The sequence below is a fragment of the Streptomyces sp. NPDC005263 genome (genome assembly GCF_042872365.1).
GTDB lineage: Bacteria > Actinomycetota > Actinomycetes > Streptomycetales > Streptomycetaceae > Streptomyces.
The window spans coordinates 17,688-30,875 of sequence record NZ_JBIAKJ010000004.1; the positions used below are offsets into that span (position 1 = coordinate 17,688).

Sequence of the window (13,188 nt, forward strand, 5' to 3'; positions counted from 1 at the left end):
GCTGGACGCTTCTGTGGTTGATCCTGCCGCGGAGGTTCCGCCGGTAGAACCCTCTTCCGGGGCTTGTGACACGCCTGGGGCAGTCGCGGAGGGCGCGGACGGAGTGGAGGACGAGAACAACGATGCGGACTTTGCCAGCAGATGGCCACCGTTCTCCTTGGCAAGCGGATCGACGTTCGCAGGTCCGGCGTTGTACGTGGATTTCGCCAGCACCGCGCGGGGGCGAACAGTTCCGTATCCGAGGTAGGTGCTCGGTTCGTCCTCCGGCCGGTCACGGCCCGCCGTGTCGATCAGAGAACGGGTGACCTGGTAACGGTCCAGTCGGGGTGGGCGGACCAGATCAGGGCGGCAGAGGCCGAGGCGATCGCGGCTGCCCCACTCGTACCGTCCCTGCCATCGCAGTACGAACGGAAGTTCGCATCGCACCACCCCGGGAAGGACTTCACGGGGTTCGGTGTCCTCGCTCGCGCTCAGTTGACGACCGGCGCGACCGGCGGCACAGCCGTCGCAGGGGGCGGGTGCATCTCGGTCAGCGAGCTGCAGCGCGCATGTTCGCCTTCATCTTCATGCGAGCAGAGAAATGGGGTGGGCGCCTCCCGCGCGCGCCCACCCCGGAATTCCGCTACAGCCGTCTTCCTACTGGAAGTAGCTGGCCGCCTTCTTGTCGCCCTGCATGTAGGTACCGCCCGACGTCGCGACGACGTGGCCGATGCCGGTGAGCGCCTGGTGGATGTCGTTGGCTTCCTTGTCCCACCGGTGCAGCTTCTCGTTGAAGGTGTTCTGAGCCTCACCTTCCCAGTACTGAAGGCTGCTCACAACGAGCTTCTTGAGCTCCTGCAGGTCCTGCTCGAGCTGGCTCGCCTCATTACCGATCTTGGTGGCGGCGACGTCGAGTCCGTCATAAGTGACTTGCAGCCCATCGGCGTTGTTGGCCATGCCTGTTTACCTCGTCTCGCTGGGTGTGCTTGCTGGCTGCCGGGTGCCCGGCGAATATCTGAACGCCGCTCGGCTCAGTAAGAGCTGAGGGAGGACGACTGGACCGTCGGAGCGCCATCCTGGACGTCGATCTTGCTGACGGCCGCGCGCACCTCGTCTTCCTTGCTGTCCTTGATGTTGCGCGTCGAGGTCATCGCCTCGATGACGTCACCGAGGATCTTGCCGATGTTCTGCAGCGACTCGTTGATCTCGTACTGCTTCTTGTCGAACGCGGCGCGACCGATTCCCTGCCACTGGCCCTCGAGGCCGTCGATCACACCCTGAAGGCCGTGCACGCGCTTCGTGATGCCCTCGTACTTCTCCAGCATCTGCTTCTGGAGTTGGACTACTGCGGCATCTTCGAGCTTCTGCTTTCCGCCGGCCATGATCACCCTTTCTGAGGCTGTTGCTGATCTGATTGTTTCGGCTCACTCTGCGCTTGTGACACCGCAACGTGAGCACGTTCTGCACGCCCCATCCGAAGGGCACAGGACGATGAACGGTTGAGGGCTGTTACCTGGCGCGGCGCGCCCGCATGATGGCCACGCCGGCACCGCCGATCACGATGACCGCGGCGGCTGCACCGAGTGCGATCCAGAGGGTGTTGCTGTCGCTGGACGCTTCTGTGGTTGATCCTGCCGCGGAGGTTCCGCCGGTTGAACCCTTTTCCGGGGCTTGTGACGCTCCTGAAGCAGAGGCGGAGGGCGCGGACGAAGCGGAAGATGAGGAGGACAATGCGGACTTTGCCAGCAGATCGCCACCGTTTTCCTTGGCGAGCGGATCGACGTTCGCAGGTCCGGGGTTGTATTTGGATTCTGCCAGTACCACGCGGGGGCGAACAGATCCATATCCGAGGTAGGTGCTCGGCTCGTCCTTCGGCCAGTCCCGCCCTGCCGTATCGATCAAGGAACGGGTGACCTGGTTCACTGTCCAGTCGGGGTGGGCTGACCAGATCAGGGCTGCAGAGGCCGAGGCGATCGCGGCTGCCCCACTCGTACCGTCCCTGCCATCGCAGTACGAGCGGAAGTTCGCATCGCACCACCCCGGGAAGCCTTGTCCTGGCGCCGTGAGGTCCACATAACCTCCGCTCGACGAGAACTTGGACACCGTGCCAGATTTGCCAATGGCCGACACACCAACCACGTACGGTGAAGCGGCAGGATAACTGATGGGCCCCCCGGACTTGCCATTGTTACCGACTGCTGCGATCAACAACTTGCCCTTCGAAGCCGCGTAGTCGATAGCCGCCTCTTCGTCGGGGTCCGGCCCCTCTGCACCGAAGGCCATGTTAATGATCTTTACATCGGTATCAGCGGCCGCTTTGATTGCGTCCACGGAATCGGGCATCTTCTGCTTCTCTTCTGCCCCGCCCTTCAGACCCTCGAGTGCGAGCCGAATCGGAACAATCTTCGCCCCCGGCGCCAACCCCTGCAGGCCACCGTCTGCTCCAGTGCCTGCGATCAACTCGGCCATGGTCGTGCCATGGCCGGTGTAGTCGTCCGTTGCACGATAGGAGACCGACTTGGGGACCTCACCGGTCAGGACCTGTCCCTTCAGTGACGGGGTATTTGCGTTCACGCCACTGTCGATGACAGCAACCTTCACACCCTTCCCCGTACTGACCTTCCACATCTGCTCGGCCTCCATCGGAGCCAAGTACCACTGCTTCGACTTCGCGTCGTACGCAGCGGCATCGGGCGCGAACCCGACAGTAGTAGCCGCCAAGGCGCCGACGACCGCGCCCACAGCACGCACTCGTCTACCTCGGCGCGTCCTGCGGAACGTAGCCCGCTCGTCTCGTCGGCTGGTCCCAGACTTCATCGTGTTCCGTGTCCTCGCTCGCGCTCAGTTGACGACCGGCGGCACATCGCGCCGGGGCTTGTCGGGCAAGTGGGTCTCTTCGTCTTCGACCAGGTAGTCGGGACGCGTCGTCCCCTGCGCGTTCCGCTCTTCACCGGGCTTCCCGTTCTGAGCCGGCCCGCGTACGAGACCGGCCCCGCCGCGCGTCATACCGTTGCGCTCGGCTCCGGCAGCGGAGTTACGTGCGGCCGCCCTACCCGTGACCGCATCGGCCGTACCCGCACTGCCCCGTGGAGCGGACGACGCCCTGGACCCAGGCCTCGCCGTGGACTCAGGTCCTGCCCCGAAAACACCGCGCTGCCCCGGCCGACCGGTAGTGGACCGGGAGTTGGCCGCTCCCTCGCCACCAACAACCGTGCCGCGAGGAATCCTCGACCCACCCTTCGCTGAGGCATCACCAGCGGCAGGACGTCCCCCGACGACTCCGTTGGCCCGCCCGGCACCGGTCGCCGGCCCGCTGCCAGCCCGTGGCGTCGCCGTGCCGCCGGCACGCGGCGTACCGCCACTGATCCCTCGGCCCATCTGGGACGAATTCGATCCGGCGGTAAGTCCCTTGGCAGCAGCCTGACCGGTCGACGTGGCGCGCCCCATCTGATTGGCGGCCCCCTGCCCCGCGGTACGTCCGGAGCCCGAATTAGTCAGGCCGGGCGCCCCCGACCGCCCCTGAGCGGACGCAGGGGTCCGGAGGCCTCCTGTTCCGTTCAGGTTCCGGCCCAGCATGCCGTTGGGAATCGGATTCCCGAGGCCCTCACCCATGGGGGGCTGGCCGCCGCCCATGGGAGGGGTCCCTGTGACTGGCGGCGCATGGCCGGTCACAGGCGCTGTCGTAGACGGCGGCAATGTACCGACGCTGTCGATATTCGTACCGACAAATTCATCCGGACGCGTAACACTGCCCGTGATGTCCTTCGAGGGCGTCGCAGTGTCGCTTACGTCGTGAGTGCCCGTACGGCCCGTTGGCGCGACCGAGTGATGAATCGCCGGGGTAGTTGTTCCGGTACCTTCAGAACCACCTGAAGGGTTCCAGTGCTGCTGTTCAGGGCGAGGCACTCCCACACTGGGCATACTCTTGAACGTCGGCGCCTGCAGGCCCTCGAGTTCTTGGCCCGAGACCGCGTAGTACGACGCCAAGCGGTTCATCTGGTTGATCGCCTCTTGGCGATCCTTTTCCACCCGCACGGCAGCGGCGTACTCGTCTTTGTTCGCCGTCTTCTCGGCCTCTGTGAAGTGCTCGGGCCGCTTCCGGTTCGCCTCTGTGTCACGAGACGGCATGGAGCCACGCACAGACGCCAGGCCTACGGCCGCAGTAGCGAGTTGATCGCCGGCGTCTCCGGCGAACTTGCTCAGCTCCGTCGTGCTCGCAACGAGATGCGTGCCCCACGTACGGAAGTCACTACCCGACTTTCCGACCCAACGGACCTTGTCGATGTGCCCGTTGAGCTCATCAGCCGCTTCCTTGATGGCGTCCCGCGCATCCCACAGGGCCTTGCCTGAGGATTCCAGATCCTCCGGGTCGGTTCCCTCAACGAGGTCGAGCATCTGGTTGAGAGCGAGATCCTTACCGTCGAAGTCCGTGCTCCCCCAAACTGCCTTCTTGTTCGGGTTGGTCTCGGCAACCGTGCGCACGATGCCGTTGACCATCGTGGTGAACAGCCCGCCACCCTGCGGCAGGTGCTCGCCAGTCCTGGTGATGTCCGTGTAGGCGTTCTCGGCATTGACCCGCTTAAGGTCCGCCTCATGCTTATCGGTCATCGTCACAACCTCGTGGTCTTCGAGTCGTGGGTGTGCAGCCTGTTACCCTGCGCTTGCTGGATGTCACGGATCTCCGTTTGGATCGCCCAGAAGCGCTGGCGCTGCTCCTCTTCGAGATTGTCGAAGCCATGAGCGGCACCTTGCACCGCGATACCGGTTGCCTCGATCTGTAGGTGCAGGGTCTTGGACAGGGATGTGAGCTCTTGGTGCACTCGGTCGTACTGCTCGTACAGACGATGCGCCTCAGGGAAGGTCGAGGTGTCCGGCACATTGCCCAGAGATGTCTTCCTGATCCCCTGAGCGCTCACCTTGGTCGGGTTACCCGCGGACGCCTGAAGCTTCCGGAGTACCGCGTCCACCCGATTCACGAACTGAGTCAGCAGTTCGCCACTGACCTCCAGGTCCGCCGCCCTGCTCGCCGACGCGCCCCCCGAACTGTCCGGCAGCCCCACGACGCTCCTCCCCCGTTTCCCCGTACTTCCATCGGCCCTCACCAAGCCGGGACCGACCAACCACTCGCCGTACGATCGCAAAGCGAGCCACGCCTGACAACGCCTTTACCACTGTAGTCAACCTGCACAACGGGACCAACAGCGGTGTGTGTTAAGTCCGTTACGAGACCGCGGCAGGCGCGAGCCTTTGCCCGTTTTGCGCGTTCACGTCAGCTGGTTGCGCGAACCCCTCACGGTGCGGATCCCAAGGCGCTGACCAATCGTGACCTCTGTCGCCGCCGCCAAAGAGCCCCGTTCGCGATCTTCATCAAACTTCTACAGGTGGGCGATCGCGACCTCGCAGCAACCTCCCAATAACACGAACAGGCTTGCTAGCGTGCTGCACACTCCGCGCGATCACCAGAAGCAGGCAGGAGTCACACAGGAGCCACAAGAGTTCAGCATGACCACGGGGAAGAGCACGGTCACGGGGAAGGGTGCCGCACATGGCATGGGACGAGTGGGATCAGCTCAAGTCACAGGCTGCCGAACGAGGTTCGACAAACATGCGTCTGAACCAGCTCGCGCCGGACGGCGGCGGAGGCGGCGGTGACCTGGTAGTGAACCAGGATGACCTCGGCGCCGTCGGCCATGAGGCTCATGGGCTGCATGGTGACCTGCACGGTCAGGCCGACGTGGTCGGCATGGGGGTGGACAAGCACGGTTCCGGCAGCACGATGCAGGCGGCAACCGAGCTGTCCAACTCGAACTTCGCCTTGGGCGACAGCCTCTCGCTGACCGTCGAGATCTGGACGAGCCAGGTGAAATCGCTGCTCGATGCCTGCGCTCTCATATCGAACCATCTCGACTTCTCGAAGAAGTTGCATGCGAACGACGATGCGGAGATCGCGGCGGCGGTCAAAGGCAGGGACGGTTCCGGCAGGTCGGTATCGGAGCTCAGCAAGTACTTCAAGTAGCGGGGGCTGTTGTGTCCGGCATCACCATGACGAACTTGTCCGAGGTCAATCTCGGGAAGCTGACAGCTTCTGTCGCCGACTGGAAGAAGATCGTCGACAATCTCAAGAAGCTCGCCGACAGGGCCGAGAAAGGCCTGCTTGCAAAATCGGAGGGCGCCCGATGGGCCGGCGTGAACTCCGACGTGACGCGGGAGTTCGTGAAGAAGACAGCCAAGGAGTTCACAGACGCCCACGCCGAGGCCTCAAGCATCTACCAGGTCCTCGACGACGCCTGCACCGAACTCGTCGCACTCCAGAAGAAGTTGAACTCGGCCGTTCACACCGAGGCGCCTGGGCTGGGACTGCGAGTAAATGACGTAGGCGACGGAAAAGTACACGTCTTCTACCCGCACGATCGCACCACCGACGACACGCACACAGAAGCTGAACTCAACACGGCTCAGGAGCTCGCCGATCGCATCGCCGAGATCATCTCGCAGGCACGAGAGATCGACGACTCCGTGAGTCGGGCGCTGCGCAAGAGCCACGGCAGCGACGAGTTCAACTTCGGTCACGAGAACTACACATCACTCGACGACGCCCAGGAGCAACGGGCCGAGGAGTTGGCGAAGAAGAGCCTGGCGCTCTACAAGGAGGGCAAGGAGCTCTCCACCGAGGAGTTGCGGGAACTTCAGACCCTCATCAAGTACAACGCGGAAGACAAGGAGTTCGCGACCGATCTGTACCGAGGCCTCGGCCAGGAGGGGGCGCTGCGGTTCCAGGCCCAGCTCTCACTCGACGGCACAGCGGAAGGCGGGGAGCAACTGCGTCTCGCCAGGAGCATCCAGGACAGCATGGGCACGGCGCTCGCCACCGCGACTCCCGGTCTCGGCGACAAGTGGACCGACGAACTCATGCGCGTCGGACGCAGTGATCTTGATCTGCAGATGCAGGGCAACCAGGTGGTACCCAAGGGGTACCAGGTGCTTGGCACGCTGCTGCGGCACGGGGAGTACCCGAAGGGCTTCCTCGACAAGGTCGGCAAGGACATGATCGCGTACGAGCGGGAAGGCGGATCGTGGGGGCGCCCCGACGGAAACTACGGGGGCATGAAGAACTTCGGCCTGAACGCCGACACAGAAGGCGGCCGCGGGTGGGATCCGGTCACGGGTCTTCTGGAGGCTTACGGGCACAATCCGGACGCGGCCACGAGTTTCTTCAACGCCGACGTCGCGGGCCCGGGCAAGCAGATGAGCAATCTGGACTACCTGATGGGCATGGGTGCGGACGGCAAGGGCGACGGCGCCCGGCAGTGGATTCCTGACATGACCTCTCCCATGGCGGCCAAGGACCCGGTGATCTACGGGAAGGACGCTCTCGGTCACGCTCTTGAGGCGGCGGTGTCGGGACTTCCGTACGACCATGGTGACGTCGGTGCCCACCCCGAACACAGCCAAGCGCGCCAGGACATCATGAACCAGGTCATCAACGCGGTGGCCGCTGATCCCAAGTTGGCCGACGACACGATGGGCGACAGCCTCGGACGGATGGCTGGCGAGTACATGCCCGAGGTCAATTCCACGTTGAGCCAGTCCGACGAATTCGACGATCTCTACGGCAGTCCGACCAAGTTCACCGACGCGCTTGCCACCGCGGAGTTCCTTGACACCGTCGGCAGGAATCCGGACGGCTATGCCGAGGCCACTCTGGGAGCGGAGAACTACTCGGCCGGGGTGATGCAGGACGCCAACGCGCACCCGGAGAAATATGCGGGAACGCCTGCCGAGAACCTGAAGCACATCGCCTACAACACCGGAACGGTGGAAGGCCTCCTCTCCGGGGCTCGACACGACCAGATCGTCACCGGGGGCCAGCAGAGCGACCAGGACTACAACGATGCGCTGCAGAAGCGGGCGGACATGTTCAACACCGCCTTCGGTTCCACTGTCGGTCTGGCCACCGAGCGGGTGCCCATCGCCGGAGAGGTCATCAACGGCGTCACCGAGGTAGTCGTCGGCGAGGTTGTCGAAGGAGCAGAACGGAACACCTCTGCCGAGACCGCTCACCAGGCGGGAGAGTCCTCTTTCAACGCCCGCCAGAACGCTCTTGACCAGGCGTCGAACGGACTTCAGGTCGCCGGCACCCCTGCTGGCGTGGATCCGACGGACATGCGTCGAGACGTGACACAGCAGACAGGTGAGGGCTTCGACCATGGCAAGGAGCTTCAGCGGGAGGCCAAGGACCACTACAAGCGCAATCCTCCGAAATGACCTTGGTTCAGTAGTAGTTGACGAAATTTCGTAGAGCAAGCGACCAAGCAGGGATGACATGAGCGTCGGAAGAATGTCCGGCAGAGCGAAAGCGCTCTGTGTCGTTGTCGTACTGGCCGCACTCGGAGCGGGCGTCTACTTCTGGTCGGCCCGCTCTGACGAGGGAAAAGCCGACGCGCTCAAGGCCCCTTCCAAACCGTGTTGGAACGGGACACCGAACCAGGCCACCCTGCAGAAGCTTCTCGCCCCGGGCAGCAAGCTCCTGCATCAACAGGATGATTTCCGGGTCGTCTCGGAGCACTTTCCGAGCCATTGCGAATACGAAGCACAGAGCGACGGCTCTCTGGACACCGTTCTGGACGTCGACATCGCATGGAACGACGACACTCCTCCAGCCGACAAGCTCCCCACGGCCGACGCAAGGGGGGACGAAGCTCGCACTCAGATGGACATGGGCGTCCTCGCGTACTACCTCAGGGCCTCGCAGGTGGTGTTCTTCGAGTGCAACCCCGATCTCCCGGACGACGCACCCGCGTACAGGAAACGGGACAAGTACATCAAGGTCGATGTCCTGGCACGGCCGATGAAGGGGAGCGGCCTGTCCGCAGCCGAGGCCCGCAAGGTCGGCGTGGACATCATGCTCCAGCTGGCGCGGGACGTTGCCAAACAGGGGGGCTGCAAGAACGACACCAACCTCCCTAGTTCGGTTCCTTCGATCAGCAAGGTGAATTGGCCTGGGTACGAAGGTTGACCGCACCCATGGGTTCGCGTGTCTGGCCCTGGATTCACGTGGTTTCGGACGGGGAGTTCAGTAGCGCTACGAAGAGGCCGGGGCGTACCTCAAGAGGTGAGCGCATCGGCGACCCATCCGGGTGATCGTGACGCGCGTGCCCGGACGCGGCCGAGGCACCTCAGCCGAGGCAGCCCACTGTTCCAGCCGGCCGTGGTTCGGCTGGAACAGTGGGCTGCCCTGTCGGCTGCTGGTGCGTGTCATCCGGTGTGCACCCTCTGCGGACCTCCACGAACGACAATCTACGCGCAGCGGACATGACCAAAATTTTCCGTGGTCTGGGTTGCTAACTTGATGGCCACGAAACCATCGAGAGGCAGGGTCCGTCCGCGCGGGCCGCGAGGACCGGCAGCCGAGCACACGGGGGAGAGATCACGCATGGCGTGGGAAGAGTGGGATCAGCTCAAAGCCCAGGCGGCGGAGCGGCAGTCGGCCCACATGCAGTTGAACCAACTCGACCCTGGGGATGGCGGACGCTACGTGCGGCCGAGCGGGTACGGCGATCTGAAGGTCAAGAACGAGAGTCTCACCAAGATCAGTAAGTCCGCGCACGACCTCTACAACCAGTTGTGGGACAAGGCCCGCGTAGCTGTCGCTCCGAGTGACAGCGCCGCTTCCGACCTGTCTAAGCAGGGATTCGAGCTCGGGGCGGGCTTGCAGCACGTGTCGAATCGGTGGGACGAACAACTCAAGTCCCTGATGGACGCCTGCGCTCAGATCTCGAATCACCTTCAGGTCACCAAGAAGCTGCACTCCGGCGACGAGAACTTCATCGAGCGTCAGATGAGCAGCATCGACCTGTTGGATGCCGGCTTCGACGAGAGGGTCGGGCAGCCCGGCGAAAAGAACCCCCTCTATGGGAAGAAGGACGAGAAGAAGGAGTAGTGGCGGTCGAGTGTCGACGCCGCGTCTTCCGATGCGCAGTTGGGTTTCACCCACAGAAGACAAGCCTTCATCTCCGCCCGCCAGCCCTAGGGACGAACTTCCATGGACCTCGACGCTCTCCACCACGCCAACTTCAATCTGCTTGACGAAGCTGTCACGGACTGGTCGACGCTCGTCAAACACCTTGAGCAGTTGAAGAAGGACGCCGAAAACGAACTTCACCAGGCCGCCAACAAGGCTGACTGGGCAGGTGTGAACGCCACGGTCACCAAGGAGTTCATCGGTAAGACGGCCGACGAGTTCAGTGACGCACACACGCAGGCCAAGACCATTCACAGCATCATCAGAGACACCCGCAATGAGCTGAAGGGTTACCACCAGCAGCTTGTCGACGCCATCGAGGGCGGTCGGAAGAAAAAGCTCACGGTCATCGCCTACGAGGGCGGTTTCACGGTCACCACAAATGTGCCTCCGGAGGGCCGGGCCCAGGAGGACCAGGACAACAAGGGTGACATCACTGCGCTGAGGGACGAGATTCAGAAGATTCTGGACAAGGCGACTGAGAGCGATAGTTCCGCGAAGAAGGTTCTTCAGACCATCGCCGACCAGAGCCAACTCGGCTTCTCAGACGCCAACTACACAAACCGAGACTCTGCGGAAAAGGCCATCAAGCAGGCTGAAGACCTGGCCAAACTGGCGAGGAAGAACCCTGAAGACCTGACTGTCGGGGAGTTCGACCGGCTCAACGCCGGGCTCAAGCAGTACGCCAACGACAGCCTGTTCGCCGAGACGTTCGCCACAACTCTCGGGCCACAGAAGACATTGGAGTTCTGGACCGGGGTCAACGATCCTCACCGGGGCAATTACGAACTCGGGCAAAAGCGCCTCGACCAGTTCGACGACCTGCAGCGCAATCTGGGGATGACTCTGTCGAACGCGACGCAGAGCGACTCAGTCGCGATGACTGAGTGGAAGCGCTCGATGATCGACATCGGCGACAAACCGATCTATGGCAACAACGGTGGCCCGATGGGCTTCCAGGTCATGAGCAACCTGATGCGAACAGGCGATTACGACGACCAGTTTCTCAAGGATTACGGGACCAAGCTCATGGTCACTGAGCGCAGGCTCACCGGCAATGGTGAGCACGACAACATGGCGTGGCAGCGCATGGGGATGGACCCATGGCTCAACCGGATCGGGGACGACAGCGGCTCCGATCCCCTCACGGGTTACCTGAAGGGCCTGTCCAACAGCCCCGACGCGGCTACCGATTTCTTCAACCAGCAGTACGTCTCGAAGGACGATCCGGACAACCCCTTCGAGTGGGACTCAGACGACGAGGACGACTACAAGGGCAAGAAGGAACTGTCCAACTTCCAGTACCTCTTTGAGGAGCGGGACTGGCCTGAGGAGACGGACGCGAAGGGCGACGACCTCCACACGGGGAAGAACAACCTGGCTCTGGCCCTGGAGGCTGCCACCACCGGGCATCCTGCTGGCGAGCAGCCAACAATGGACACACCCGCCCACAATGAGGGCCAGACCAAGCTCTTCGAGAGCATCGTGGCTTCGATCTCAGACGATAATGGGCGTCTAACCGACAGCAGTTATATGTCGGACAGCATCGGGCAGATCGCTTCTGAGTACCTGCCGGACATCGACCGGGCCGCAACAGATGTCGATCCAAACCCGGACAAGGGCGACAGGGACGGTCTGGATGCGTGGGATCGCGTCCAGAAACTCTACCCCGTAGATGGATCCGCGGCCGAGATGAACCACCGCGACGTATCGCGGTTCCTGTTTGCCATCGGTCAGAACCCAGAAGGCTATGCCGCGGTCGAGGTGGGCCAGAAGGCCTACATGGCAGAACTGATGGAGTACCACCTGAACCCCGATCTGCCGCAAAGCCAGCGTCCTGATGGTGATCTCCAGCTCACGGTTCGCTCCATTGCACGCCATTCAGGTGAGGTTTCTGGAACCCTGGCAATGGGCCGTAATGAGGCTATCGCAGCACCCGGCGCCCTGGCAGACGACGACTACGACCACGCGGTGTCTCAGTGGAAGAACGTCATCTCTGGAACTGTGGGCACCGGCGTCGGCATCGGTACGTCATTCATCGCTTCTCCTGTAGTTGGCGCTGGTGTCGGTGGTGCTGCCGGAACCGCAACCAGCGTTGTCTTGGAGCAGTTGTTCAAAGACGCAGAGGGAAGCGCGAAGGACGAGGCCGGCCCCAAAATGGGTGAGAGCTGGGAGAACGGCCAGGACAGCAACATGAAGTACACCCGAAGCGCCGCGTCGGAAGCTGCAAGGTCCTATCACCTTTCAGGCGATGTAGCTACTTGGGCTGAAGATGAGTCATCCAAGGGGTTCCTGGACGCAGGCTCCTACATGGACCGGGTGGCGCCGGAGCTTGTGACAGACATCTAGAACCGAGTACCTCAAGCAGAATGAGAGGTTTTCCAGTTGAATAACGTACGAGTTATGGCTGCCTCATTGTTGCTCGTCACACTGGGCACGCTCGTCGGCTGCTCCGGGTCGAATGAAGCGCGGGAGTATGACGTCCCCAAGAACCTTTGTGGCGCGCCTGTGGACCCGAAGTTGATCTCGAAACTCCTACCCCCGGGAAAGACGGTCGAGGTTCGAGAGAAAAATCCGGTCCCCAGCAGGAAGCGCTGCCAGATCAACATTGACGGCAAAGCGGCACTCATAGCGAGCCGAGAATGGTGGGAGAAAGGAGACAGTATTAACGACGTCGCCGATGCGCACCCGCAGCTGGAGTCGGCGCAGCCAGGCGTTAACGACACGTATCTATATTCCGGCACGGGTGGAGTGGAGCGGGTGAATTCTTGTGTCAACAGGGATCACACCAAGCACACTCTTTTCACTGCAATTCAAACCTACGGCAAGAGCGTGAATAACGCGGACGCCGTAAAGAAGTTGATGCGAGCATACACTCGCGCTGTCGAGAATTCCGACGAGTGCCAGTAGCGTAAAGTCACGCCTCCTGGAAAGAAAACCTGCTCGTCAACCTCGAGTGAAATCTAGGCGCCTTCCAGAATTATGGGCGACCTTACAACGGCTAACACCTGAGGTGGATCAGTCCTGGCTTCCGTGTCCGAGGCGGGAGTTGAGCGTTCGGTCAGGTGCGGGGGACACCGCCGACGAAGACTTGATCTCCGGCCATATGGCAGCCCTGAAGGAGCAGAAGCCTGTCATCAGGGTCCTGAGATCAGTACGCCGCTCGACGCTACGTTCCAGAGGGATCG

General features: G+C 62.4%; 12 protein-coding genes. 6 read left to right on the top strand and 6 right to left on the bottom strand.

Annotated elements, in window-relative coordinates; all coding sequences use genetic code 11:
* Positions 1-290: 290 nt before the first annotated feature.
* The 6 genes from ACFYRY_RS18670 to ACFYRY_RS18695 all read right to left on the bottom strand — a co-directional run bounded on the left by ACFYRY_RS18670 (position 291) and on the right by ACFYRY_RS18695 (position 5,039).
* The gene (locus tag ACFYRY_RS18670) at positions 291-446 is read right to left on the bottom strand and encodes a S8 family serine peptidase (RefSeq protein ID WP_389146376.1); all 156 of its coding nucleotides are present in this window, start codon (positions 444-446) and stop codon (positions 291-293) included.
* A 190-nt stretch (positions 447-636) separates the two neighbouring features.
* Positions 637-936, bottom strand: a complete 300-nt coding sequence (locus tag ACFYRY_RS18675) for a WXG100 family type VII secretion target (RefSeq protein WP_356767261.1) — start codon at positions 934-936, stop codon at positions 637-639.
* A gap of 74 nt (positions 937-1,010) precedes the next feature.
* Complete coding sequence (locus ACFYRY_RS18680) at positions 1,011-1,361, bottom strand: WXG100 family type VII secretion target (RefSeq protein WP_356767263.1); 351 nt, start codon at positions 1,359-1,361, stop codon at positions 1,011-1,013.
* Between the two features lie 127 nt (positions 1,362-1,488).
* On the bottom strand, positions 1,489-2,730 hold the full coding sequence (locus ACFYRY_RS18685) for a S8 family serine peptidase (RefSeq protein WP_389146379.1): 1,242 nt from the start codon (positions 2,728-2,730) through the stop codon (positions 1,489-1,491).
* A 90-nt stretch (positions 2,731-2,820) separates the two neighbouring features.
* Entirely contained in the window at positions 2,821-4,587 is a 1,767-nt protein-coding gene (locus tag ACFYRY_RS18690; protein WP_389146382.1) for a hypothetical protein, read from the bottom strand.
* 2 nt (positions 4,588-4,589) lie between these two features.
* Entirely contained in the window at positions 4,590-5,039 is a 450-nt protein-coding gene (locus ACFYRY_RS18695; protein WP_389146386.1) for a hypothetical protein, read from the bottom strand.
* Between the two features lie 485 nt (positions 5,040-5,524).
* On the opposite strand from ACFYRY_RS18695, the gene ACFYRY_RS18700 reads away from it, so the two are divergent.
* The 6 genes from ACFYRY_RS18700 to ACFYRY_RS18725 all read left to right on the top strand — a co-directional run bounded on the left by ACFYRY_RS18700 (position 5,525) and on the right by ACFYRY_RS18725 (position 12,910).
* Entirely contained in the window at positions 5,525-5,995 is a 471-nt protein-coding gene (locus ACFYRY_RS18700) for a hypothetical protein (protein WP_389146389.1), read from the top strand.
* Between the two features lie 11 nt (positions 5,996-6,006).
* Positions 6,007-8,244 carry a hypothetical protein gene (locus tag ACFYRY_RS18705; RefSeq protein WP_389146392.1) on the top strand — a complete coding sequence of 746 codons (2,238 nt, stop codon included), beginning with the start codon at positions 6,007-6,009 and terminating at the stop codon, positions 8,242-8,244.
* 73 nt (positions 8,245-8,317) lie between these two features.
* Entirely contained in the window at positions 8,318-8,995 is a 678-nt protein-coding gene (locus ACFYRY_RS18710) for a hypothetical protein (protein WP_389146395.1), read from the top strand.
* A 417-nt stretch (positions 8,996-9,412) separates the two neighbouring features.
* Entirely contained in the window at positions 9,413-9,919 is a 507-nt protein-coding gene (locus tag ACFYRY_RS18715; RefSeq protein WP_389146399.1) for a hypothetical protein, read from the top strand.
* A 102-nt stretch (positions 9,920-10,021) separates the two neighbouring features.
* On the top strand, positions 10,022-12,349 hold the full coding sequence (locus ACFYRY_RS18720; protein ID WP_389146401.1) for a hypothetical protein: 2,328 nt from the start codon (positions 10,022-10,024) through the stop codon (positions 12,347-12,349).
* Between the two features lie 54 nt (positions 12,350-12,403).
* Positions 12,404-12,910 carry a hypothetical protein gene (locus ACFYRY_RS18725; RefSeq protein ID WP_389146404.1) on the top strand — a complete coding sequence of 169 codons (507 nt, stop codon included), beginning with the start codon at positions 12,404-12,406 and terminating at the stop codon, positions 12,908-12,910.
* Positions 12,911-13,188: the final 278 nt, after the last annotated feature.